This window comes from Nostoc sp. CENA543 (assembly GCF_002896875.1).
GTDB lineage: Bacteria > Cyanobacteriota > Cyanobacteriia > Cyanobacteriales > Nostocaceae > Trichormus.
In genome coordinates, this window is record NZ_CP023278.1 from 699,901 (window position 1) to 725,777 (window position 25,877).

Consider the following 25,877-nt stretch of genomic DNA (forward strand, 5'->3'; position numbering starts at 1 on the left):
CCTTACACCCTTACACCCCTACACCCCTCTCATGTCTCCCCAATCCCCCATCATCATTATCGGTAGCGGTATCGGCGGTTTATGCGCTGCGGGTTTGTTGGCGCGTTATGGTAAACAGGTGATTGTATGTGAAAGTCATACAATGGCGGGTGGTGCTGCTCATAGTTTTAAACGGCGCGGTTTTGAATTTGATTCTGGCCCCTCCTTTTATTGCGGTTTAACTGGTAAAGACAGTTTAAATCCCGTCAAACAGGTGCTTGATGCTTTAGGTGAATCCATCCAAGTTATACCCTATGATCCTTTAGGTCACTACCACTTTCCCGAAGCCAGTCTTGCAGTCTACAGCAATCTTGCACAATATCATCAAGAGCTACATAAAATTACACCCCAAGGTGCAAAGGAATTCCAACAATTTGAGCAACGCCTTTTAGGACTCTATGAGGCGATGAAAGGTATACCTACTTTGGCATTGCGCTCAGATTGGCAGGTGATTTTAGTATTATTACAACGTTATTTGCCATCCTTGGCGAAAATGTTACCTTACTTATCCCTGGTGCAGTCTTCTGTAGGCAATGTTATGGATGCTACAGTCAAAGACCCCTGGGTACGGCGACTGATTGATTTAGAGTGTTTCTTACTTTCTGGCTTAAAAGCCCACGGCACAATTGCACCTGAAGTAGCATTTATGTTGGGTGAACGTTCCCGTGGGGTGGAGTATCCTGTGGGGGGGAGTGCTGCAATTGTTGATGCTTTGGTGCGGGGGTTGGAAAAATGGGGTGGGAAGTTGCGTTTAGGCTGTCACGTTGAGCAAATTTTGGTAGAGTCTGGCAAAGTTACGGGTGTGCGGTTACGCAATGGTGAAGTTTTGCCAGCAGCAATTGTGATTTCTAATGCCACCCTTTGGGATACCTATAACAATTTACTGCGTCCTGAAGATTTGCCTGCGGCTTATCGTGAAAGTGCTTTAAAGACTCCAGCCGTTGAGAGTTTTATGCACTTGCACTTAGGTATCCGCGCCGATGGGTTAGATAATTTAACTGGACATCATGTGGTAGTCCATGATTCTAGTCAAGATATCACCACACCAGGTAATACTTGCATGATTTCGATTCCCAGTGTGTGGGATAAAAATTTAGCCCCAGAGGGACATCATGTGGTTCATGCTTACACCCTCGAACCCTACGCTGGCTGGGAACGCAATGATGAGTATGAAGCGAAGAAACGAGAAAAAGCCCAAAATTTATACCGTTCCTTAGAGCGTATTATCCCTGATATTCGTGAACGTGTGGTATTAGAACTCATCGGTACACCGTTAACCCATGCTCATTATCTCCGAAGATATCAGGGAACTTATGGCCCGGCGATCGCAGCAGGTAAAGGGTTATTTCCTAGCACACACACGCCTATCCAGGGTTTATATCGTGTGGGTGATAGCACCCTACCAGGAATCGGCGTGCCGGCTGTCGCTGCTTCTGGGATTTTGTGCGCCAATAGTTTAGTAAATTTGGGGCAAATGACGGAGTTATTGTAATTGGTAATTAACTTGTCCTTGCTACCACACAACTTAGTTTTGTGACCAAACAATTCGTATTCGCAACAATTCTATATCTTTGACTTGCTCACTCACTTACTCTACAACAAAGTTAGAGTCTCAGGGAAATCAGGCAAAAATACTATAATTTATCCTAAGCGTGATTTATCCTACTCCTAAGCGCGAAAATGACAGAAGTATCTTTAAAGCTTTTCTTTTCTTACTCACACAAAGATGAATCTCTACGGGATGAATTAGCCGACCACCTTGCTACATTGAAAAGAGAGGGTGTAATATCAAGGTGGCATGACCGCAAGATACTACCTGGACAAGAGCGGGATCACCAGATTAACGATAATTTAAATACAGCTGATATCATTCTGTTGCTAGTCAGTTCAAACTTTCTGGCTTCCGATTATTGTTGGGATGTGGAAGTTAAAAGGGCAATAGAACGCCATAATGCAGGAGAAGCTTGTGTAATTCCGGTGATTTTACGTCCTGTTGACTGGAAAGGCACGCCATTTGCTAAACTGCAAGCTTTACCAAAGAATGCTGAACCCATTGTATCCAGAAATTGGCATACTACAGATGAAGCTTTTATGGATGTAGCAAAAGGTATTCGTGCGGCTGTTGAAAAACTCAAACAGGAAAGAGAAGAACGCCAACAAAAATTGCAACGCCAACGAGAACAAGAAGCTGAAAGACTGCGACAGCAGGAAACCGCAAGGTTACAAAAACAACACGAACAAGAAAAAGTTGAAAGACTGCAACGAGAACAAGAAGCCGAGAGACTAAGACAGCAAAGGGAAGCAGAACAACAAGAGGCTTACGCAAATAATTTAAGACTTTACGAGCAGGAATTTTCTAAAGCAGTTTATTTGAGTAACCCAATCAGTGAATATGTTCGCAATGGGCTAAAACAATTTCAGCAGTCTTTAAATCTCAGAGATGAAGATGTAAGACGAGTTGAAAAAACAATTTTAGCTCCACTAGAAGAAGTTGAGAGAATAAGGAAACAACAAGAAGCAGAAAAGCTGCAACGCGGACAAGAAGAAGCAGAGAGAATAAGGAAACAACAGGAAGCTGAGAGGCTAAAACGGCAACAAGAAGAAGCTGAAAGGCGGTTACAGGAAACTGATGATCTGAGTTCTGATAAAGGTGTAGACTATAGACGGTTGCGTGATTTACTTAAAGCTGGAGACTGGAAAAAAGCAGATCGAGAAACTCTGCAAGTGATGCTAAAAGTTGCAGGTAGAGAAAAAGAAGGCTGGCTTGATATCGATTCAATTACAAAATTTCCCTGCACTGACTTACGCACTATTGACCAACTGTGGGCAAAATACAGCAATGGACGCTTTGGATTTAGTGTACAAAAACGTATCTGGGACAGTGTTGGAGGCCATCTTCAAACTGATTATGAGACTTGGTGCAAGTTCGGCGATCACGTGGGCTGGTATAAGAAGGAGTTTATGATTTTTGGGGATTCTATTTTGAAAAGTTATGATGATCTGACATTCAATGTCAAAGCTCCCGAAGGGCATCTACCCGCCAGGTGTGGGATGGAGGGGGTTTGGCAATTTGGGTGGCGTTTTTGGGTCTCTCTTCTCTCGCGTCGAGACTTGTAAAGTCTAACACATAAAGCTTACACAAAATGGTAACGATTTATAAATAGGTCATTTCCCACGAAGTCTTGCTGGTTCTACGTTGCCGTTACCTGGTACTGTTCCTTCTGCCCTTTTTCCCGTTCCTCTGGTTTTTCTTGTAGTGTGCTGCCAGCAACCTGTGGGTGATAACAATTAGCTAGGATAATGCTCAAGAAAATCTAAAATATAAGGAATGAGCATTATTATTAAAAACTAATTAAATGACGCGATTTATTCATGATCAATTTTCCAAAGATTATTTAGAAGAATTACTAAAACCATTCGGAAAAGTTCAAGCACCAAGTCGAGTAGCAGCAGAAGTCAGAGAAATAGATGTATTATTTTCTCCCTTCACTACACAAACAGCCAACATAGAAACATTAGGATTATTAGGAAAAATGGCAACCACCGCCGCCATTTTTGAACCATTTCGTAACCCAGCAACCAAAGAAGAAATCACAGATTGTCTATTGAAGCTATTAGAAGTCAGAAACGCCATTCAAAGAGAAGCCAACCGCAATAAAACCTCAATCCCAACCGCAGAAATTCCCCAATTATGGGTTCTGACTCCCACCGCATCAGAGGCGATAATTTCCGGCTTTGGTGCAACCTTTAAATCAGACTGGGTAGAGGGAGTTTACTTTTTACCTGAATATTTGCGGACAGCTATAGTGGTCATTCATCAGCTACCATCCACTCAAGAAACACTATGGCTGAGAATACTAGGGCGTGGTAGAGTACAGCAACAAGCGGTTGATGAATTGACAGCACTTCCAGCCAATCACCCCTTTGTGGAAGTGACGTTAGAATTACTCTATAGCCTGCAACAAAATTTGCGAATCAATCAGAATATAGAAATAGATGATCGGGAGTTAGTGATGAGATTAGCACCACTGTATCAAGAAGATAGGGCGCGAGCTATCCAGGAAGGAGAACAAAAAGGAGAACAAAAGGTAATTCTGCGCCAGTTAAATCGTCGGTTTGGAGACATTGACTTGTCTTTAATTGAGCAAATTAAAGGATTATCTACTGAAAAATTAGAAGCTTTGGCAGAACAATTGTTAGATTTTAATGAGGTTGCAGATTTAGCGACTTGGTTACAGCAACAACAGGAAAGTCAAAATCAGTAAATTAGTTACATAGTATAGGACGCTAAAATAGCATCAGTTTGATTACCTCTACCCAACCCCTCTCTCTTGAAAAGTTCTGATCGGAGGAAACCTCCGCTCAGACTTTTCGCTCCGACGCGGAGAGGGGCTTAAATATCCTTAAAGGTGAATGAAAAATTAAGTAAGTCATGCAGAATTTAACTTTATACTTCCAGTTGACAAATTGCTTTAAAAACTTGCAGCAACTCAACTGCACGGGGTGATTCCATTAAATTTAATAATGGCATCATTTGATAAATAGGCGGATTACCTTGTTGAATATAAACAAACTGATAAAGTCTACCGTTAGTTATTAATCCCCAAACTGATTGTTGATTATCTAGACCTCTATAAGCATAGGTTAATAATTGCGATAAACCTGTTGATACATCAATTTGACTATTTTTTGATTCAACAATTAATACCCAAAAATATGCTTGAGGTTTTGTGTGTTTAACTTTGTTAATAGCTAAAATATCAAATCTGCCTTTAATTGTGATATCTTCGTCTTCTACTTCAATATCAGCAATATTTTCTTCTAAACGAATCTCAATAGGATATTGATAAAAGCCAGCTAACCTGAGTAATGGAGCAACTACAAGCAATTTGACTTGTCCTTCAGACAATTTTCCTGATATTAGATAGCGTCGAAAGTCATCTCTAATTTGAAAAAGTTCTTGCTGTTCTGCTTCTGTGATAGGCTTTAAAGATAGTAAGTTAGAAAACGCATCATTATATTGTTCTTGAAATCCAAATAGACGCTGAACTTCTTCTAGGGATAAATTACGAGCATTCAGAATCGTCATAGGTTTTTGTATAATTGTAGCGATTTTTTCCACGCAGAAGCGCAGAGACGCAGAGAGTGTGAGGAGTTTGAGGTTTTGAAGTCTCAAACTCTTCTTAATGCCTAAGTAAGTCGGTGAGAAAAAACCTAACTACCTTAAGAAATGTAAACTAGGCTCAAATCCTCTTTCCCCCTGCTCCCTGCCCCCTTGCCCCCTGCCTAATCAGAACTACAAATATTTACCCTGTTCTACTTATGTGTTTTTAGCTTTCTACTACTTCACGCACTAAGGAAGCTAGTTTATCTGCACTATCAGGAACTGCGATCGCTTTCGCATTCTCTGCCATTTTCCTTAACTCGTCTGGTGATTGCAATAAATTTAAAACTTGAGTTTGCAATAGTTCTGCTGTTAACTCTGATTGTTGAAAATTTAAGGCTGCACCAGCTTGAGTAAATACTGCGGAATTACATGATTGATGGTCTTCGGCGGCAAAGGGATAGGGTATTAATATCGCTGGTGTTCCACATACAGCTAATTCTGTTAAACTACCCGCACCGGAACGGCTAATGGCTAAACTTGCACGTTGCAATAGTGCTGCCATGTTGTCATAAAAAGGTAATTCTATATACTGGGGATGTTTTAATGTTCCCACATCGGGATCGCGATCGCCTGTTAAATGTACGACATACGCACCAGCATTAAACCAGGCTGGCGCAGATTCGCGCACTAGTTTATTGACTGCGACTGCACCTTGGCTACCACCAAAAACGACGATTACAGGAACATTTTCAGGGATAGCTAAATCTAGTTGGACACTGCTAGTATCGAGGAATTGGGAACGAACGGGAGTACCAACAGTGACATTTTTGGCACGGGGTAAATACTTAGTAGCTACGTCAAATCCTAAAGCTACCACACTACACCAAGGGCCGAAAAACCGTGTTACCTTACCGGGTAAAGCGTTAGATTCATGAAAAACTACAGGTAAACCCAAAGAACGCGCCGCAATTACTGCTGGCCCAGCAATGTATCCGCCAGTGGTAAAAACTCCTTGAAATCTCCCTTGTTTGAGGAGTCGCCTGACTTGGAAAATTGCACTAATCAGTTTACCCAAGGTGAGTAAAGAAGCAATGCTTAACCCTTGCTGAAACCCTTCAACTGCAATAGTATGCAAAAGATACTTTTGCGGGACAAGCTGGGTTTCTAACCGGTTGGGGACACCTAGCCATTCAATCTCATATTCTGGTAATTTATCAGCCAATGCGATCGCCGGAAACAAGTGTCCACCAGTCCCACTGGCAGCTATTAGTAATTTTATGGGTGCGTTTGTCATTCAAACTCTACCATTTAGTGCCTAGCTTAACTAAGATAAAACAATTTCCTCACCTTCTCTACTACAATCAGTAAACTCTTACCCATGAACAAGACAATTTTATTTTTACTAAAACGCCAAAACCGCCTCTCTACGGCTATTGCATTGATTTTGTCTATCTGCTCGTTTGGTATAGTTAATCATTGGCAATACGCACGAGCCGTAGAAGTTGCCCAAAGTAATAATACTCAAAACGCACCCGCAGCCGTTACAAATCTTTTGGCGCAAATTGATGCTGCTGCTAGTAAAGGTGATGCTAAAGCCGTACTGCAATATTACAGTCCCAGTTTTGTGCATAGTGATGGTTTAACCCGCCAAACAATGGAAAAAGCTTTGGTGACATTCTGGAAACGCCATCCCAATGTCCGCTACAGCACACAAGTACAGTCTTGGAAATCTGAAGGTAATGCCATCGTTGCCGAAACTGTTACTAATATCTCAGCTTCACCCTCAGCCAGCAACAGTAATTTGGCATTGAACTCTACCATCAGATCCCGTCAGCGCATCGTAGGTGGTGCAATTACACGCCAAGATATTGTCTCAGAACGAACTGTACTTACATCCGGTAACAAACCGCCCCAAGTAGATGTGAAATTACCCCAGCAAGTCAAAGTCGGGCAGCAGTATAATTTTGATGCGATCGTCGAAGAACCTTTGGGAGATGATTTACTCTTAGGTGCAGCATTAGAAGAACCCATTCAAGCCTCAAAGTATCTCAACCCCACAAATGTAGATTTACAACTACTCAATTCTGGTGGTTTATTTAAAATTGGACGCGCCCCCGCTACCCCCGGTAGTCGCTGGATTTCTGCCGTAATCATGCGTGGTAACGGCATGACGGTAGTTACTCAGCGTTTGCAGGTGGTGAGGAAGTAAGGCAGAAGGCAGGGGGGCAGGGGGCAGGGGGCAGGGGGCAGGGGGCAGGGGGCAGGGGGAGACAAGGAAGAAAAACTATTGACTAATGACTATTGACTAATGACTATTGACTAATGACCATTGACTAATGACTCTCACCAATCAAATTGTTTTAATTACTGGCGCAAGTAGTGGTATCGGTGCGGCTTGCGCTAGGGTTTTTGCGGCGGCGGGTTCAAGGTTGATTTTGGCGGCGCGGCGGTTGGATAAGTTACGGCAGCTTGGGGAGGGGTTAAATCTTGCGCCTGAGCGAGTTCACTTTATACAACTGGATGTGCGCGATCGCTTGGCTGTAGAATCGGCTATATCAACCTTACCGCCAGCATGGTCAGATATTGATATCCTGGTTAATAATGCGGGTTTAAGTCGCGGTTTGGATAAGCTGCATGAGGGCGATTTCCAAGACTGGGAAGAAATGATTGATACCAATATTAAGGGTTTATTGTACCTTACTCGTTATGTTGTACCAGGAATGGTGACGCGCGATCGCGGTCATGTGATTAATATTGGTTCTATTGCTGGACATCAGACTTATCCTGGTGGTAATGTCTACTGTTCTACTAAGGCGGCGGTGAAGGCGATTTCTGAAGGTTTAAAACAAGACCTTTTAGGGACGCGTATTCGTGTGACTTCTGTTGATCCTGGGATGGTGGAAACAGATTTTAGTAATGTGCGGTTTCACGGGGATGAGGAACGCGCTAATAAGGTTTACCAAGGCGTAACACCACTCACAGCCGATGATGTGGCGGATGTGGTCTTTTTTTGTGCGACGCGATCGCCTCATGTCAATATTAATGAAGTGATTATGATGCCCGTAGACCAAGCTAGTGCTACTTTAGTTCACCGTAGAACATAATCACCACCAGAACCAAATTTCCACCCATCTATTAACCGATGCCAGTAATATTGTTGTGGAGTTGGTAAATTTTTCACCGCAGGTTCTATGATGGGAGTGATGGCATTTAAGGCAGAGTAAATACCTAAATTGCTGTAATGTAACATCCAATCTAATAGGTTAATTAAACCTACCTGCGGCATAATTTTTGCTACTAATACCGGATGATGAATTGCTGTTCTGGCTAAGGTTTGTGTCAGGGCAGAAAACTGGACTATATCTTGTAAAAATGGTTTGAGAATCGGCATCCCTAATTGTTGCATTTCTTGGAATACTGCCGATAGTAACTGGTTAATTTGTGTGGGTGGAATTGTTTGATTTACACCCACACTCATGGCTTTTTGGAATAACCAAGTCACACTCAAACTCGGTTGATATGGTTGCAATTGAGACAAGGCTTTAGCTGAAAGTTGCTCAGTTTGTAGTGCTTCTGCAATACCAATTGTTAATCGCTGCAAATGTCGTACCATTGCACCAAAACCACCAAAACTTAAGGGTGATTGACTACCGCTACTATCTCCCACAGGTAAAATTCGCTGCCAAGGAGTATGTAAGGGACTTTGGCGATAACTGGGAAAAAAACCAAACAAGGCGCGTTGAAATTGGAGTTGCTGCAATTCTCTGCCTTGATATTCTGGTAATAATCGCAGATATTCTTCAAACAACACCTCTAAAGTTAACCGTTGGGGATGAGCATCCAAGTAGGTAAATAGATAAGTTGTTCTCCCATCTCTAGCGGGGAAAGCTTCCCAAAAATATTGACATTGATTCTGTAAAGAAGTGAAGGAGAGGATTAAATCTCCTGAGTTGTTTTCTGGGAAACCTTGAGCGCAACTTCCCACTACTAAACATAAAGCATCGGGTTTTTTTCCTTGGCGCGCTTGTTTTGTTATGGGAGAAAAATGTCCCATTGCATCGAGTAATAATTTACCTTTGTATTGACTGTTAACTATTACCCCGTCTGGATGCACTGCGACTGTGTTAAATGGTGTATTTTCTAACAGTTCTCCGCCGGCTGCCAGAAATTTACTTTTGAGTGTGGCTAATAAATAAACGGGATCTATGCCAATATTTAAAACATTTTCTACCCAGATTTCTCCACCATCTTGAAATTTTACCCTAGCGGGATTGTATTCTGTAGCGATCGCCTCTGCTAATTCTTCGGCTGTGAGTAAATTCAACTCTACAAATACTTCCAACTCTTGGCGGGAAATATTCCACTCCTGTTCCCTTCCCCGCAAAATCCCTCGTTCGAGCAACGCCACTTTCAGTCCCCGCACCGCTAAAGCGCAACCAATTAAAATCCCTAAAGTCCCACCACAAATAATCACATCCCAGTCTACAGCACCTAATAACTGTTGACTTTCTGTCACTACTGTGGGTGTCGGTGTAGTGTTTTCTCTAATCGATTTGAGGATTTGATCAGCACGACGTAAACCGCCTAAAACATCCCCCGGTAGATGCGAGAGAATTTCTTCAGTGAGGGACATAAAGATTCACCCTAGTTAATCAAGATTTGTAGTTAGAACTTCACTCATCTCTACGAGACAGCTACAGGTTTACGTCAGCGTTTCGCAGGGAATAAATGAGGATGTATGGCAACTATTTTACATTAGTTAATCTATTCCAGAAGGAAGAGAAATAGGAAAACTAGGAATTATAGCGATTCCCAGTTAAGTGAGATACAGATAATATTTTGAAACGCAGAGGAGCGCGGAGTAAAGCGCAGAGTTACGCAGAGATTTGTATCTCAGCAGATTAGGAAACGCTATATCATGTTTTGAGTGACGTATTAATGTTGACCATCAGAAATAATATTATCAGTGTCTACATCATTGAGAATGATTAGTTAGCTAATGGATAGAATTTTGTGTTTATGAGATTACATAATTAGCTTTTTGTCCATCATAAACAGAAATATTTTTTCTGTTTCTCAATATCTATTATGTAAAAAAATGGTTATCAAAATATTGTTTATCATGATGAATAATTTCTCTAAATCCGGAAATTAATTACAAAATCTGTCTCAAGAAAGATTATTGATTTTTAAATTGCTGAATGCAAATATTTACTATATGATGATCGGTGTCGTTCAATCCATCAATAAAATAATAGATTCGATTTCAGAGAATTAGACAGCATCACCGTTTCAAGAATCCTCTGAATAGTGAGAATTTTTCATGAAAATTGCTTTTATAGTCGGTAGTTTTCCTGTAATTTCAGAAACTTTTATTATCAATCAAATCGTTGGATTGATGGAAAGGGGAAATACAGTAGATATTTATGGTGTAGAGAATGGCAGTGTAAATGATACAGCTAAAGTACATCCAGATGTAGAAAAATATCAACTGCGTCAGTTCACTCACAATCAACCAAGCATACCTGAAAACTACTTATGGCGGTTGCTCAAAGCCATCTGGTTAATCATAATCAATTTTCACAAATCTCCATTAGTGATTCTGCGATCGCTCAATTTTTTGCAATATGGAAAATTAGCTGCTTCCCTACGATTACTATATTTAACAGTACGCCTTTTAGAGTCTCCCAGCTACGATATTATTCACTGTCAATTCGGCACATTTGCTTTAATAGCGATGATGTTGCGTGATATCGGCGCAATCAAAGGCAAATTAATTACTTCATTTCGAGGCTACGATATTAGCTTATTTGTTCAGCAAAATGGAGAAGATGTTTATAATTCTCTCTTTGCTCAAGGTGATTTTTTTCTGACTAATTGTGAATTTTTTCGCCAAAGAGCCATCAAACTTGGTTGTGACCCCCAAAAAATCGTCGTGCATGGTTCAGGAATAGATTGTAGTCGCTTTCCCTTAAAATTGAGATATCCTCATGCAGACGGAAAAATCCGTATCGCGACAACCGGCCGCCTCATTGAAAAAAAAGGTGTAGAATACGGGATTTTGGCGATTGCTCAAGTTAGTAAAATTTATCCCAACATTGAATATAACATCATCGGTGATGGCGAATTAAAAGCCAATTTACAGCAACTCATAGATTCATTGCAAATTGCTGACCAAGTGAAAATATTAGGATGGAAAACCCAACCAGAAATTATTGAAATTTTAAATCACACTGATATTTTTATCGCTCCCAGTGTGACTGCAAAAGATGGAAATCAAGATGCACCGGTTAATACTTTAAAAGAAGCAATGTTAATGGGTTTACCTGTCATTGCTACCACTCACGGCGGGATTCCTGAATTAGTCAAAGATGGGATTTCTGGTTTTTTAGTTCCAGAAAGAGATGCTCAAGCTATTGCTGAAAAATTAATTTACCTAATTGAGTATCCAGAAATTTGGACAGCAATGGGACAGGCCGGTCGTGCTGATGTGGAAAAAAACTACGATATCCACAAGCTAAATGATGAACTAGTAAGAATTTATCGCCAAGTTATCAGCAATGATTTGTCAACGCAACAGTTGGGTTTAGTGGTGAGTGCTGAGTCAATACAGTGCAGTTAGAAAATAGTTTGTAGTGAGGACTTTAGTCCTCATCTAAGGACTGAAGTCCTTACTACGAACTTTTCCTTACTTCACAGACCCCAAATTTTAGCCTTCACTGAACCGTACTGAGTGCTGAGTTGTAAGTGCTAAAAAATTCTACCCTGTCCTCCTTGTCTACCTTCTAATTCCCAGTCCCCAGTCCCCAATCAATATGATCAAATCATCAAAAAATCCCGATATCACTATTATCGTCTCCCCTAGAGAACGTTTTAGCTGCACCATTGAATCTTTAGAAAGCATTTACGAACATACCGATTATCCCTTTGAATTAATCTATATAGATGGCGGTTCTCCACGGCACATCAAAGAATATCTAGCCACACAAGCACAACAAAAGCAATTCCAACTGATTCGCACAGATCATTATCTTTCCCCCAACCATGCGCGCAACCTGGGTTTGCGTCATGTTACTAGTAAGTATGTTGTATTCATCGATAATGATGTTGTAGTTACCCCTGGCTGGCTTAAGCCTTTGATTGAATGTGCAGAATCAACTGGTGCAACTATAGTTAGTCCTCTGATTTGTCAGGGTACACCTCTGCATACAGAAGTACATTGTGCAGGCGGAGAAACCGGAATTAAGGTGGAGGCTAAAGGCGAAACCACCAGACGGCGTATGATTGAAAAGATTTATAAACAAGGTCGTCAAGTTGCAGATGTGCGTCCTCAATTACAACGCCAACAAACTGGACTCGCAGAATTTCACTGCATGATGGTACGCACAGAGATATTCCAAAAAATTGGCTTGCTAGATGAAGGACTACTCAACACCAAAGAACACGTAGACTTGTGTATTTTGGTAACTGAAACTGGCGGGACAATTTACCTCGAACCAGAATCACTGATGACTTATGTTACAGGTAAACCCTTAGAAGCGTCAGACATCCATTACTATATGCTGCGCTGGAGTGATGCTTGGGAACTAGCCAGCCTCCAACGCCTACGGGAAAAGTGGAATCTCACCGAAGACGAATACTTCCAAAACAAATACAAACGCTTGGGATGGCGGCGAAACATGGCTATTATCAATCCCCTAGTGGGTAAGTTGCCTGTTGGTCAATTTGGTTCAAGAGTAGTCAGGAAAATTTTACGCATCTTAGATAAAGTTGCTAACCGCTACATCACCAAACGTTACGCAGCATTACAAAACAGTAGTTTGAGTTAGTAAACACAATTTTTATTACCTTATCACGCATCTTTTTGATCCCCCCTAATGGCAGGGCTGTTTCACTCCCTAAAATGCGTAAAATTGCAAGATTCAAAGAGATAAAAATTAAGCATAAGCCCACAACTTTAATCAAAAATCTTTGCGCCTTCAACTCAAAATATGTAATTTTCCTTTGCGTCTACCCTTCGGGAACGGCTTCGCCGAATGCGCCTTTGCGTGAGATTATCCTCTCGACAAATCTCCAACACAAGCGAATGAAACAGCCCTGCTTTTTAAGGGGGATTTAGGGGAGCAAACCACATTCTGCACCCAGATATGTTGACACCTTAACCCCATTCCTCAATGTAGGTGAAAAACTTTGAAACGACAAAACAAACAAAGTTCTCAGCTACCACAGAGTATCTATACACCTGAAAGTCTGCTGAGACATCCTCTAATATTACTGCGACAAATGTGGCGAGACTTGTTAGCGTCTCGTGAATTAGCTTGGCGGTTGATGGTGCGGGATATTAGCGCGCAATATCGACAATCGTTTTTAGGTATTGCTTGGGCTTTTTTACCGCCAATTGTCTTAGCTGCTAGCTTTACTTTAGCTAATACAGCCAAAGTTATTAATGTAGGCGCGACTGATTTACCCTATCCCGCTTATGTCATGTTCAGCACTGCATTATGGCAAACTTTTGTGGAAGCTTTAAATGCTCCAGTGCAGGCGGTGACAGTTGCAAAACCCATGTTAGCCAGGGTAAATTTCCCACGGGAAGCGTTAATTTTAGCAAAAATTGGGGAAGTATTTTTTAATTTCGCCATCAAGTTAATTTTAATTATTGGATTGTTTATTTGGTTTCACATTCCTGTCAGTTGGACGGTAATTTTAACGCCAGTCCCGTTAATTCATTTAGTTTTACTAGGAACATTTATTGGGATTTTATTAGCTCCCTTGGGAGTGTTATATCAAGATGTTTCTAAAGGTTTAACTTTGGTGACGGGGTTTTGGTTATTCCTCACACCTGTAATTTATCCTGTCCCAACAGAAGGAACATTTGGTTTATTAGTTAGGCTAAATCCTGTCACACCTTTATTAGTCACAGTGCGAGAATTAGCTACTACAGGTGTGGTTTCAGAACCGTTAGGTTTTTGGTTAGTAAGTACCGTAACTTTTATCGGTTTACTACTAACTTGGGTAGTGTTCCGCTTGGCTATGCCATTTGTGGTTGAGAGAGTAAGTTCTTAATAATGACTAATTTAATAGAACAAAAAATTCCTGTGCAGCATCAAGATGCTGATGTGTTGATTTCAGTTGATCAAGTTTCTAAAAAGTTCTGTCGCAATTTAAAGCGATCGCTCTTTTATGGTGTACAAGATATTGCCACTGAATTATTAGGCGGCAATCGTAAAAGCGACACTTTACGCCCGCAAGAATTTTGGGCAATTAAAGATGTGAGTTTTCAACTCAAACGCGGCGAAGCTTTAGGTTTAGTCGGTTCAAATGGTGCTGGTAAAAGTACATTACTCCGCATGATTAGCGGTTTAATTAAACCTGATACTGGCTGTATAAAAGTCAAAGGCAGAGTAGCACCTTTAATTGCTTTAGGTGCAGGGTTTAATCCTATCCTCACCGGTAGAGAAAATATTTATGCTAATATGGCAATTCTTGGTTTATCTACTCAACAAATTGCCGAAAGATTTCAAGATGTCATCGATTTTTCGGAAATTGGCAATGCTATTGACGCGCCCGTCCAAAGCTATAGTTCGGGGATGGCGGCGCGATTGGGTTTTGCTTGTGCAGTTCATGTAGAACCAGATATTTTACTAATTGATGAAGTGCTAGCGGTGGGTGATATTAAATTTAAAATGAAGTGTCACCGCAAGTTGGCACAACTGCGCGAAAAAGGCACAGCTTTTATTTTAGTTTCCCATAATTCCCATAGCATTCTCAATGTTTGTGATGCTTCGATTTATTTATCTAAGGGTCAATTAATTGCGTCTGGGGAGACGGAAGCGGTAATTCGGAAATATGAAGAAGATTTATGTTTAAGTGGTACAGAAATAGCATTAGGAAAATTAGTTTTACCTGAAAAGCCAGCAACAGCAAGTTTAGGCTTAGATATTACCTCTGTGTTTTTTAGAGATGAGCAAGGTAATTTACTAGATGCACCGCTTTCTGGTGAACCTGCTTATTTATGTGTGGAATGTAAATCTTATCAAAAAATCGACCAAGCTAATTTAGGTGTTTTAGTCACAGCTTTATCTGGAGAAAATGGGCTGGTTCAGTATATTACATCTAACTGCGATCGCGAAGATTTAACTATTCTCCCTGGACAATCAGAAATTCAAATGTATATGCCATACTGCTCCTTTGTTCCTGGTGTATACAGTGCCAAAATTTATATTAGAAGAGGCGTACAATCTTTCGATATTGTGGAATCTTTTAGATTTACAGTTAAGAGCAACAAAACTATTAGTAGATGTTTATTTTATCAACCCCGCACATGGCAAGTTATTCATCAATAAATATAGGTATTACAGATGAATAAACCTCTACTAAGCATAATTATTCCTACTCACAACCGACCCCATTTAGTAACTCAGGCTGTGCAGAGTGCGCTTGAGCAAACTATGGATGATTTTGAGGTCATTGTGGTAGATGATGCTTCCACACAGCCAATAGATTTACCTTCCCACCCCAAGTTGCGAGTAATTCGCCTATCACAACCGCATGGTGGTGCGGGAACGCGTAATGTTGGACTAGCAGCAGCTATTGGTCGTTGGGTAACATTTCTTGATGATGACGATCGCCTGCTGCCCCACATGGCAGAATTATCATTAAAGGCGTTATCTTCAACTACTCTCAGCGCACCTGTGGCGGTAATTTCCGGCTTAGAAGAAGTCAACCCCCAAGGTGAGGTTTTAGGAATGCGTTTACCCCCGCTACTGCGTCCACGCGGCGCGCATTTTTTCCTTGAAGAACTCGAAGCAGGTAAATCATATAATACCAAGCAAACCCTCGTAGTTGAGCGTGAAGTGCTGCAAAAAATTGGGGGTTGGGATAATCATATGCGATCGCGCGTTCACTCAGAACTATTTCTTAGACTCAACCCAGTTTGCTCAATTATTGGTCTTCCCATCATTACCTACCAGTTATACAACCATCAAGGGCAAAGAGTTTCACGTAATCCCCAACTGCGTCAAGAAAGCTTTATTCGCCTAGTTGAGAAACATCAAAAACTGTTCCAAGCCCATCCCCAAACCTTTGCGAAATTCGTCTATGAACACGCTCGTAAATGTTACGAAATTGGACTAAAACGCGAAGCATTTTCTAATTTATGCTGGGCAATGCAAATAGACCCACCACAAATATTTCCCCGTATTGCCGCAAAATTCTATCAATCGCGAATGAAATTATACAATTTTAGATTTTAGATTTTGTAATGCTTTGATAGAGAGCTTTTAACAAACGAAATTTCCCTATTCCCCATTCCCCATTCCCTATTCCCTATTAAGGTTCAATATGCCCAAAAAAGCCTCTGTAATCATACCTTGTTTTAATGCTGAGAAGTGGTTGAAAGAAGCAATTGATAGCTGTTTACAACAAACTCATTCTAATTTAGAAATTATCGTCATTGATGATGGTTCTACAGATAATTCATTAGAAATAATTAAAAGCTATGATAAACAAATTATTTGGCGGAGTTATCCCCATCAAGGCGGAAATTATGCACGCAATCGTGGCTTTGATTTAGCTCAAGGCGAATACATTCAATATTTAGATGCAGATGATTATATTTTGCCTGAGAAAATAGCAAGGCAGATAAACTTTTTAGAAACTACAGGCGCGGATGTTGTGTATGGTGATTGGAGACATCAGCGTCATTTACCTGATGGCAATGTTGTTTTAGAGAAGATAGAGATTTCGGGCAATCAACCAGATATTTTAGCTGCTTTGTTGGCTAATTGGTGGGTGGCGTTAGCAGCTTTAATGTACACCAGAAAAGCAGTAGAAAATAGTGCTAGATGGGATGAAAACCTTCCTGCTGCCCAAGATAGAGATTTTTTCCTCTCTGTTGTTATGAATGGAGCTAAAGTTGTTTATCAACCTGGTTGTCATGCTATTTACAGAAGGTATGGTGCGGTAACTGTTTCTACTGCTTCTAAAGAACGTTGGTTAAAAAGTCATCATTTAGTATTGCAAAAAGTAGAACAGCAACTCTCACAAAAAAATCAGCTTTATCCTACTTATCGTCAGGCTTTAGCCACATCATATTTTGAGTTGGCGAGAGAAGCTTTATTTTTCGATTATTCCCAATATTTAATGTTTTTGGAAGCAGCATTAGTGATGTTTCCAGAATTTCAGGCTAATAGTAAAAGAAAATTCTACAGAATATTGCAAAATATTTTCGGCTTTCGGCAAGCGGAAAGAATTGCATGTGGTATCTTGTTTGCTCAAAAGTTTGTTAGTTCCCGCTTTGCTTAGATGATGATGATTTAGCTTTTAAACTGGGTGGAAAAACTCTTTCCTTAGTTGTTTCTTCTGGTTATGGTCATGTGACGTTATTTTATTTGAAAGATGTATTTTGGCATCAGTTGTGGCAATGTGGATATAGATACAGACTCATAACCCACAATGTAGGAAATACTGATGAATCGTTCAAAAATAGTGGCAATTATTACGGGCGCGGTTTCTATTTTGTTAGCCCTTGCATACCTGATTGTCGTGCAAATCTTAGACTATCGTGATATGCAGCCCGCACCCATTGGTCAAATTAACCAACTATCAACAGTTGTCGGGTTACTCATGACATCTGCTTTTCATTAATGCGCTGCTTCTTATTTCCTAGAGATGATGTTGTTCAGATCCCCGACTTTTTGAAAAAGTCGGGGATCTATTAAGCCAAAATCTTTATATTGGTAGTTGTTTATTTATTCATAGATTTAAGTCAATGATTAATATTGACTTAAACTGATGTCAATAGGTGTCAATCCATAGACTAAACTCTATGGATATACCCAAGAAATTGATTATATAAGAATTAATTAGAGTAGTTATCGTAGATTTATTTTGATGGGTAATTCCTTTTTGATAGATATAACGGTAAGCTGATAAGAATATTAAGCAAACATAAACTACCTTTATCTACAAATACTTGGTTTGACTGGGAGCAAAGTTAAGTTTGCCCCCATTGTTGTTAATCTGTGCTACAAATCCAGAGGTTAATTTCATGGCTCAGTTTCTACTAGAGACTGTTTGGCTAGTTCCGTGCTATGCCTTAATAGGTGGACTATTGGCTATTCCTTGGTCGCCGGGAATCATCCGCAGAACCGGGCCAAGACCAGCAGGTTATGTCAATTTAATCATGACATTTTTGGCGTTGGTTCATAGTGCTTTGGCACTACAAGCAACCTGGAATCAACCAGCCCAAGAAGTATTAATTCCCTGGCTATCAACCGCAGGATTAAATTTGACTATTACTCTAGACATTTCCTCCGTAAGTGTCGGTGCAATGGTAGTAGTAACCTGCTTAAACTTTTTAGCCCAAATTTTTGCAATTGGCTACATGGAAATGGACTGGGGCTGGGGACGCTTCTATTCCTTATTGGGATTATTTGAAGCGGGCTTGTGTGCCTTAGCTCTATGTAATAACCTGTTTTTCAGCTATGTAGTTTTGGAAGTGCTGACCCTGGGAACATACCTATTAGTAGGTTTATGGTTTAGCCAACCCTTGGTAGTGACTGGTGCAAGAGACGCTTTCCTTACCAAACGGGTAGGAGACTTATTCTTGCTGATGGGGGTCTTGGGACTGTGGAATCTCGCCGGAACTTGGAATTATGCGGATTTAGCCGAATGGGCTGCTACAGCTAAGGTTGACCCAACTGTAATGACATTGGTGGGTTTAGCTTTAGTAGCCGGGCCGATGGGTAAATGCGCCCAGTTTCCTCTGCATTTGTGGTTAGATGAGGCAATGGAAGGCCCTGTCCCTAGCACAATTTTGCGTAACTCGGTGGTAGTTGCTAGTGGTGCATGGGTACTAATTAAACTACAGCCCGTGTTAACTTTATCACCTGTAGTTTCAGCGTTTATTGTCGCCATTGGCGCGGTGACAGCAATTGGTGCTTCCTTAATTGCGATCGCTCAAGTTGACATCAAACGTTGCTTATCTTACTCTGTCAGTGCTTACATGGGCTTAGTGTTCATTGCTGTAGGCACACAACAAGACGAGGCTGCATTATTATTGGTACTCACTCATGCTGTATCAGCCGCCTTGCTAGTGATGAGTACCGGCGGAATTGTTTGGAACAGCATCACTCAAGATGTTACTCAACTGGGTGGCTTATGGTCACGCCGTCCCATTTCCGGTTTAGCCTTCATTGTCGGAACCTTGGGCTTAATTGGATTTCCCCCCTTGGGTAGCTTTTGGGCTTTATTAAAATTAGCTGATGGTTTGTGGGGAAATTACCCTTGGTTAGTGGGAATTATCATTGCAGTTAACGCTTTAACAGCCGTCAGTTTAACAAGAGAATTCGGCTTAATTTTCGGTGGTAAAGCTAAACAAATGAGTGAGCGATCGCCTGAAGTGCATTGGCCAATGGTACTGCCAATGGTGATTTTATTCGGCTTCGTTTTACATTTACCTTTGGTGTTACAAAGCTTTTCACTTTTACCTAGTTGGGCAACCTTAAATAAAGACGTGGCACTATTACTAATTTGGTCAAGTATTTTCGGATGCAGTATTAGCGCAGTCATTTATTTAGGCAACATTCCCAAACCCGTCCGCCTACCTTGGAAGCCTCTACAAGACCTATTTGCTTACGACTTTTACACACCCAAACTCTATCGCATGACCATCATTTTCAGCGTTGCTCAACTTTCCAAATTCGCTGATATGGTTGACCGCTTTGTAGTAGATGGCATTGTTAACTTTGTTGGTTTATTTTCCCTGTTAGGTGGCGAAGGTTTGAAATACAGTACCAACGGACAAACCCAGTTTTATGCCTTCACCGTGTTACTAGGCGTAGGTGTCTTAGGCGCGTGGGTAACTTGGCCATACTGGGGAGTACAGTTCTTAAGCCTCATTTTTTAATAGTGCTGAGTTATGAGTGCTGTTAGCGGTAGTGCAGTGTTTAGATGTTAAGAAAACTCTACCTTGTCTACCTTGTCTACCTCGTTCTCAGTCCCAAATCCCCAATCCCCAGTCCCTAACTACCAATCATCAAATTAATATGCTCAGTGTTTTAATTTGGATACCAATTATCAGTGCGATAATTATCGGGTTTCTCCCTGGTAAAGTCGTTCCAGCAAGTCGGGTAAGACTAGTTTCTTTAACTGTTGCCGGTGTAGTTTTACTGTGGAATTTGTTTATTCTGCTGAAATTTGATATCAGCAACCCTGGGATGCAATTTCAAGAGTATTTACCTTGGAATGAAACCTTGGGTTTGAGTTATCAACTAGGTGTAGATGGCTTATCAATTTTAATGTTGATTCTTAATAGCCTGCTTACCTGGGTTGCGATTTACAGCAGCAGTAAAGATACCGAACGCCCCAGACTTTTTTACTCGATGATTCTATTAGTCAGTGGTGGTGTTGCTGGTGCATTTTTAGCTGAGAACTTATTACTTTTCTTCCTGTTTTACGAATTAGAATTAATCCCCTTTTATCTGTTAATTTCCATTTGGGGAGGCGAAAAACGGGCTTATGCGGGTATCAAGTTTTTAATTTACACTGCTGTTTCCGGTGCTTTAATTCTCGCTACCTTCTTAGGTATGGTCTTCCTGACTGGTTCTACCAGTTTCTCGTTTGATGCCGTATCTACACAAACTCTCTCCGCAGGTTTACAATTCATCCTCCTAGCAGGAATCATCTTAGGTTTTGGGATCAAAATTCCCCTTGTTCCCTTCCACACTTGGCTACCTGATGCTTATGTAGAAGCTTCCGCACCCATTGCTATTTTGTTGGGTGGTGTGTTGGCGAAGTTGGGAACTTATGGACTGTTGCGGTTTGGTATGGGAATGTTTCCCGAAGCTTGGAGTGTTGTTGCACCAACTCTAGCTATTTGGGGTGCAGTTAGTGCCATCTATGGGGCAGTAATTGCGATCGCGCAAAAAGATATCAAGCGCATGGTAGCATACAGCTCTATCGGTCACATGGGCTATGTGTTGCTAGCTAGTGCCTCCAGCACAGCCTTAGCACTAGTGGGCGCAGTTTCTCAGATGTTCAGCCACGGTTTAATTCTGGCAATTCTTTTCCACCTAGTCGGCGTTGTGGAAGCAAAAGTTGGTACTAGAGAATTAGATAAACTCAACGGTTTGATGAGTCCCATTCGTGGTTTGCCCTTAATTAGCGCGCTACTAGTTCTCAGTGGGATGGCAAGTGCCGGGATTCCTGGTTTAATCGGGTTTATCTCAGAATTTATCGTCTTTCAAGGTAGTTTCTCAGTTTTCCCCATCTCAACACTTTTGTGCGTCGCCTCTAGCGGCTTAACAGCAGTGTACTTTGTCATTCTTCTCAACCGTACCTGCTTTGGCAAATTGGATAATAACCAAGCTTACTATCCCAAAGTTTTATGGTCTGAGAAAATGCCCGCCTTAATTTTGGCATCCCTCATCATCTTCTTAGGCATCCAACCCACTTGGTTAGTCCGTTGGAGTGAACCCACGACTACAGCAATGGTTGCCACAATTCCATCAATAGAAAAAACCATCAACTCTCAAGTAGCTTTAAAACCAGGGGTGTGAGGGAAAGAATTTTAGATTTTAGATTTTGGATTTTAGATTGAAATCCAATCCAAAATTTAAAATCCAAAATCCAAAATTGAATTGCCCAATCCCTAATCCCCAATCCCCAGTCCCCAATCCCCAATCCCCAACTATGGTACAAACCCCAGAAAAACCCGTTACCAAAATTCCCCCTTCCCGCCACGAATTTGCTGATATCATCTATCGCTTAGAAGCTGGCGGTTCGATGTTACCTGATACGCCAGAGAATTTAATGCAAATTATCGGTATCTACAAAGCCTATGCTGTACCGATGGATTTTTACTGGCGCGACTTACTCTATATCGCCGAACAAGTCTTTTTAGATCCCTTTCCCTTTTTTAAATACTTTATTTCCCAAGAATATTTAGATAGACATAATCATTACGCTGGGGACGACGCTGATTTAAGAATTTGGCGTGGTGAAGCCACAGCACACCCAGAACTTTTGGCATTTATGGACAGGGGCGAAACCTTCAAGATGCCAAAAATATTGCATCATTTACTGCACGATCGCGTCAATATGGAATTTGCCGAAGCCTGTATGCGGGCTATGTTGTGGCATCGTCATATGTACGCGCCCGTCAACCAATTTGATGCTTACCTCGACTCAGAAGAATACAAAGCTAACGCCGATAGGGCAATTAAAGCTTACTTTAAAGGCAACCCCGTAATGTTGGGACTCTACAAACTGTTCCCCGATATGTTCTTGGAACAGTGCCGTCAAATGTCCTATTACGCCAACCTGGGTTTATTCTGGGAAGTCATGGCACCGGTATTTTTTGAAATGTCGGATATCTATGATGAAGGTGGCTTTAAAGGCGTTCCCGATGCAATGAACTTTTTAGTCAATGGGATATTTGCGATCGCCGGTCGTCCGATTTACCATCATGTGTATATCCGTGGTGAATGTTACGAAATCATCCCCAAATCTAAAGGTTTCACTTGGCTGTACGAAGCCGCATTACCCTATGTAGAGGCTGTATTCTACCGCACAGCCCCCTTTAGAGGCACAAAATCCTATAACGCCCAAGCTGGTCAAGTCCCCGATGACCAAAAAGATTTCCACTACGGCATTCTTTACGCTGACGTATTCCCCGTTGGTACAGCCGGAATTCCACCGACATTGTTAATGCAAGATATGTTGCATTTCTTACCCCAATATCTGGTTGATTATTACCAACAACATTGTCGGGGTGAGGAAGATATGCTGATTCAGTTGGGGATTAGTTTCCAGCGTTCCATGTACAATGTTACCTCTGCGGTAATTCAGGCATTGCGGACTGCTTTGTTATATCCCTTAGACGACCCCAACCCCAAGCATTTGCAAGCTAACCGCGAGTTTTTTGAAGCGCAACTCGGCCGCTTTACCCGTCCTGAATATGGTATGCGTGATGCGGCGCGTCTGCGAGACATCCAGCGTCAAGATTATCGCTAATTTACTGGGAGACGCGAGTCATCGCGTCTCTACCCAAAAGACCTATATCTCCCAATCCTCAATCAACAAGTTATTAATGCGTTGAAATTCTCTCGTGTTATGGGTGATGAGAGTTAAGTTTTTGGAGAGTGCGATCGCCGCAATTTGTAAATCATACGCTCCAATCGGAGTACCTAATGCTTCTAGTTGAGAGCGAATTTTACCAAATGTTGTGGCTGCTAAATCGTCAAAAGGTAGTGATATAAATTGAGCTAAAAATTGCAGTTGTAAGGTAAGGTTACGTTGTGGATTGGCACTTTTCATTGCTCCATAAAATAGTTCGGCTTTGACGATTGAGCAAACTGCAATATCTTTAGTAGAAGTAGATTCTAATTTCTGTTTTAAAGTGGAATTTTTACCCCGCATATAAATAATGCAGGTGTTAGTATCGAGGAGGAATTTCACAGTATTGGTTCGCGTTCTGTTTGTTGTCCTTGGGGATGGCGGAAGAATGTTTCATCTTGGATACATCCATAGAATTGAGGTTGGGGATATTCGCTGATCTCAAATTCTCCGCGTAATTCAGCCGCGAGTGATTGACGGAATAATTCTGAGATTTTGCTTAGTTGATGGATGTTGTTATTTTGTGTAGTCAGACTTTGTGCCAGGATTTGAATAATATAGAGTTTATCGTCAGGTGAAAGGTGAAGGAGTTGTTGTTCAAGTTCTGGAGCAACCATAATGAGGCTTAAGAGGAGGATAATTTCATTTTAATCCTTGTTTGAGCCAAAACGATTTGGAAGCGATGTCTGCGACGGGCTTTCCTGCGGAACGCTGCGCGAACGCCTACGCATCTGTAGTAAAAGTAGATGCAGACAGGTTAGCTCAAATGCTGCCGTCTCTGGGAGTAAGAATGCAGTATGAGCCAATTCGCTTTTGTGGTGCTTGCTCTAGGTGAGGATAACTGAATCTTAACGCCACTTACGTTTAGTAAACCACCACGCTATCCACCAAAAACAGGCTGTAGCTAGAAAACTCCACAACAAGGATGATACTAAAGGGTGAATTGGGTACTTGAAATTAATTGGTGCGAATGGTTTATCTATGTGTCCGGTAACAACACCAGAAACTATTGCACCGCCACCAAAGGCTATACCTAATACTTGGATGGTGCGTTCTAAAGAGCGATCGCTCTCTGCTTGTTGTGTTTCTACTACACCCCGAATTGTATCAACTAATTGTCCAAATATTTCTTTACCTGGAGCGAGATAGTTAATATCTGTTTGGATTTGTTGTTGCAATTTTTGACATTCTTTGTTGAAAAAATCTTCCCAAGATTGGGGAGTATTGCCGTTATTAGTGGCTTTAATGTTATCTGAGCAGATTTTATAATTAGTAATGTTAGTAGTAATTTCTGTGTGGTGTGTTTCTAAATCTTGACAGCATCTGGTGTAGTCTAAGTTTGTTTGCGGAACTTGAGATATTAAACTTTTTAATGCGGATAAATTTGGTTGATTTGCAGTTATCAAGCTGTTAAATTGTTGGATTTTATTTTCTAAATCGCCGTAAATTTTTCTTCCTTCTCCATAGCGTTGACGTGCCAGTTGATAAATGTAAAGGATTTTGTGGTAGCTACAAAATAAATCTCGCACCCAGTTATAAGCTGATTCTGCAAGCATTCCTGTTGCTGCTTGACTATTATTGATAACTATTAAAATCTGACACTGTTTAGCAGGGTTATCTGGTGCATTGGTGTCAAGTGCTTGGTATTCAAATAATAAACTCTCAAACAGTTCTCCCTTATGTATTAATGTGGGAGAATTTAAACTAGTTCCTGCTACTAAGGCTATGGCAATTTTTTGTGCTAAAGTGTCACAATCTTCACTGGGTTCTACTTCCCCATAAACCGATAATGTTTGTCCTAATGATGCTTGAATAGTCGCGGGTAATAAAGATTGGGGTTGAAAATGTTGCAGTTGGGGGATGTCTATTTCGGTGTTTGGTAATTCGGGAAATAAGGTTAAATCAACGGCGTAGGTGTCGTTAAGTAAGAATGGCTGAAGATTAGCGTTAATATTAAATCCGGCTGGTGTGGGTAGACTACCTAAGTCTAAATCTTTTCCTGAAATGCTTAACCATTCACTTTTGATGGCTATTTCTTGCTGGGGTGTGTATACACCATGATGATAAGAAACTAGTTTTGAGCGCAAATCTTTTAAGTCAGGAAAGGGAAGGGTACTCTCTCCCAGTTTCACCAAATTTTCCCATAATAAATGAGCATCTGCCACAACTTCATCAGGAAGATGGGTGAGGGTGTGGCGGAGATGAAAGGCGTAGAGACTGAGGCTAAAATTCTTCACTGTGTTGGTTGAAATTTTTGCTTGTCTGATAAAGGCGAGTTAAGTTTAATAGCATTGTCTAACAATTCCTTTGATGATGGGCTGGGTTTATCTGGTGGTGTCTGTGATTTACTCTTAGCTATCCCTAAGTTTTTACCTACATCAATAGAAGATTTGTCACTGATTATTCCGAGGTTTTGGGTGTAAGCTGCTAACAGTTGACTGCGAGATGCTGTTTGTAACCATTCTTCTAATATTTCGGCAATTTCCTCATCGTCATCTTCTGGTAAACTGCTACGTATTTGTTCTAATTCTTCCCAGTCTATTAGAGAAATTAACTGTGATTGTGAATTGAGTATTTGAATAAAGGCTTGGATGCTAGTTTGAGATGACATTTG

General features: G+C 41.0%; 23 protein-coding genes. 16 read left to right on the plus strand and 7 right to left on the minus strand.

The genetic code is table 11. The features are described from left to right. Positions 1-31 precede the first annotated feature (31 nt). The 3 genes from CLI64_RS02975 (at position 32) to CLI64_RS02985 (ending at position 4,304) form a co-directional block, all read left to right on the plus strand. Positions 32-1,531, plus strand: a complete 1,500-nt coding sequence (locus CLI64_RS02975) for an NAD(P)/FAD-dependent oxidoreductase (protein ID WP_103135839.1) — start codon at positions 32-34, stop codon at positions 1,529-1,531. Between the two features lie 188 nt (positions 1,532-1,719). After that, positions 1,720-3,156, plus strand: coding sequence for a GUN4 domain-containing protein (locus CLI64_RS02980; protein ID WP_192881669.1), 1,437 nt, complete (start codon positions 1,720-1,722; stop codon positions 3,154-3,156). Positions 3,157-3,395: 239 nt separating this feature from the next. Continuing rightward, on the plus strand, positions 3,396-4,304 hold the full coding sequence (locus tag CLI64_RS02985; RefSeq protein ID WP_103135840.1) for a DUF4351 domain-containing protein: 909 nt from the start codon (positions 3,396-3,398) through the stop codon (positions 4,302-4,304). 182 nt (positions 4,305-4,486) lie between these two features. Here CLI64_RS02985 and CLI64_RS02990 read toward each other — a convergent pair whose 3' ends face one another. Continuing rightward, the gene (locus tag CLI64_RS02990) at positions 4,487-5,128 is read right to left on the minus strand and encodes a restriction endonuclease subunit R (RefSeq protein WP_103140564.1); all 642 of its coding nucleotides are present in this window, start codon (positions 5,126-5,128) and stop codon (positions 4,487-4,489) included. Between the two features lie 241 nt (positions 5,129-5,369). Further along, positions 5,370-6,440 carry an undecaprenyldiphospho-muramoylpentapeptide beta-N-acetylglucosaminyltransferase gene (gene murG, locus CLI64_RS02995; protein WP_103135841.1) on the minus strand — a complete coding sequence of 357 codons (1,071 nt, stop codon included), beginning with the start codon at positions 6,438-6,440 and terminating at the stop codon, positions 5,370-5,372. Between the two features lie 84 nt (positions 6,441-6,524). Between murG and CLI64_RS03000 the strand changes: the two genes are divergently transcribed. Together CLI64_RS03000 and CLI64_RS03005 are read left to right on the plus strand one after the other, a co-directional pair. Next, positions 6,525-7,355 carry a hypothetical protein gene (locus CLI64_RS03000; RefSeq protein ID WP_103135842.1) on the plus strand — a complete coding sequence of 277 codons (831 nt, stop codon included), beginning with the start codon at positions 6,525-6,527 and terminating at the stop codon, positions 7,353-7,355. A gap of 127 nt (positions 7,356-7,482) precedes the next feature. Continuing rightward, on the plus strand, positions 7,483-8,250 hold the full coding sequence (locus CLI64_RS03005) for an SDR family oxidoreductase (protein WP_103135843.1): 768 nt from the start codon (positions 7,483-7,485) through the stop codon (positions 8,248-8,250). Here the strand turns inward: CLI64_RS03005 and CLI64_RS03010 are convergent. Then, positions 8,235-9,779, minus strand: a complete 1,545-nt coding sequence (locus tag CLI64_RS03010; RefSeq protein WP_103135844.1) for an NAD(P)/FAD-dependent oxidoreductase — start codon at positions 9,777-9,779, stop codon at positions 8,235-8,237. The two genes, CLI64_RS03005 and CLI64_RS03010, sit on opposite strands and share 16 nt — an antisense overlap. A 690-nt stretch (positions 9,780-10,469) precedes the next feature. Here CLI64_RS03010 and CLI64_RS03015 point away from each other — a divergent pair. From CLI64_RS03015 to CLI64_RS03060, 10 genes are all read left to right on the plus strand, one after another. Further along, complete coding sequence (locus CLI64_RS03015; RefSeq protein ID WP_103135845.1) at positions 10,470-11,768, plus strand: glycosyltransferase; 1,299 nt, start codon at positions 10,470-10,472, stop codon at positions 11,766-11,768. A gap of 193 nt (positions 11,769-11,961) precedes the next feature. After that, a complete protein-coding gene (locus CLI64_RS03020; RefSeq protein WP_103135846.1) occupies positions 11,962-12,975 on the plus strand; it encodes a glycosyltransferase family 2 protein in 1,014 nt (337 codons plus the stop codon). A gap of 361 nt (positions 12,976-13,336) precedes the next feature. Further along, positions 13,337-14,209 (plus strand): ABC transporter permease, encoded by an 873-nt coding sequence (locus tag CLI64_RS03025; RefSeq protein ID WP_103135847.1) that lies wholly within the window; start codon positions 13,337-13,339, stop codon positions 14,207-14,209. A 2-nt stretch (positions 14,210-14,211) separates the two neighbouring features. After that, the gene (locus CLI64_RS03030; protein WP_103135848.1) at positions 14,212-15,489 is read left to right on the plus strand and encodes an ABC transporter ATP-binding protein; all 1,278 of its coding nucleotides are present in this window, start codon (positions 14,212-14,214) and stop codon (positions 15,487-15,489) included. Between the two features lie 15 nt (positions 15,490-15,504). Beyond that, the gene (locus tag CLI64_RS03035) at positions 15,505-16,398 is read left to right on the plus strand and encodes a glycosyltransferase family 2 protein (RefSeq protein WP_103135849.1); all 894 of its coding nucleotides are present in this window, start codon (positions 15,505-15,507) and stop codon (positions 16,396-16,398) included. Positions 16,399-16,486: 88 nt separating this feature from the next. Next, positions 16,487-17,449 (plus strand): glycosyltransferase, encoded by a 963-nt coding sequence (locus CLI64_RS03040; RefSeq protein WP_103135850.1) that lies wholly within the window; start codon positions 16,487-16,489, stop codon positions 17,447-17,449. Between the two features lie 165 nt (positions 17,450-17,614). After that, positions 17,615-17,791: a hypothetical protein gene (locus tag CLI64_RS03045; RefSeq protein ID WP_103135851.1), complete on the plus strand. Its 177-nt coding sequence runs from the start codon at positions 17,615-17,617 to the stop codon at positions 17,789-17,791. Between the two features lie 403 nt (positions 17,792-18,194). Further along, a complete protein-coding gene (locus tag CLI64_RS03050) occupies positions 18,195-20,054 on the plus strand; it encodes an NAD(P)H-quinone oxidoreductase subunit F (protein WP_103135852.1) in 1,860 nt (619 codons plus the stop codon). 139 nt (positions 20,055-20,193) lie between these two features. Continuing rightward, the gene (locus CLI64_RS03055) at positions 20,194-21,705 is read left to right on the plus strand and encodes an NADH-quinone oxidoreductase subunit M (RefSeq protein ID WP_103140565.1); all 1,512 of its coding nucleotides are present in this window, start codon (positions 20,194-20,196) and stop codon (positions 21,703-21,705) included. A 133-nt stretch (positions 21,706-21,838) separates the two neighbouring features. Beyond that, entirely contained in the window at positions 21,839-23,161 is a 1,323-nt protein-coding gene (locus CLI64_RS03060) for a CO2 hydration protein (protein WP_103140566.1), read from the plus strand. A gap of 42 nt (positions 23,162-23,203) precedes the next feature. On the opposite strand, the gene CLI64_RS03065 is transcribed toward CLI64_RS03060, so the two are convergent. Together CLI64_RS03065 and CLI64_RS03070 are read right to left on the minus strand one after the other, a co-directional pair. Beyond that, entirely contained in the window at positions 23,204-23,605 is a 402-nt protein-coding gene (locus CLI64_RS03065) for a type II toxin-antitoxin system VapC family toxin (protein ID WP_103135853.1), read from the minus strand. Next, a complete protein-coding gene (locus CLI64_RS03070; protein ID WP_103135854.1) occupies positions 23,602-23,880 on the minus strand; it encodes a hypothetical protein in 279 nt (92 codons plus the stop codon). Before CLI64_RS03070 ends, CLI64_RS03065 begins: the two co-directional genes overlap by 4 nt. Before the next feature lie 41 nt (positions 23,881-23,921). Between CLI64_RS03070 and CLI64_RS03075 the strand changes: the two genes are divergently transcribed. Then, entirely contained in the window at positions 23,922-24,098 is a 177-nt protein-coding gene (locus CLI64_RS03075; protein ID WP_225977493.1) for a hypothetical protein, read from the plus strand. Positions 24,099-24,111: 13 nt separating this feature from the next. On the opposite strand, the gene CLI64_RS03080 is transcribed toward CLI64_RS03075, so the two are convergent. Further along, positions 24,112-25,500, minus strand: coding sequence for a hypothetical protein (locus tag CLI64_RS03080; RefSeq protein ID WP_103135855.1), 1,389 nt, complete (start codon positions 25,498-25,500; stop codon positions 24,112-24,114). Next, positions 25,497-25,874: a hypothetical protein gene (locus CLI64_RS03085; protein WP_103135856.1), complete on the minus strand. Its 378-nt coding sequence runs from the start codon at positions 25,872-25,874 to the stop codon at positions 25,497-25,499. Before CLI64_RS03085 ends, CLI64_RS03080 begins: the two co-directional genes overlap by 4 nt. Between the last annotated feature and the right edge of the window lie 3 nt (positions 25,875-25,877).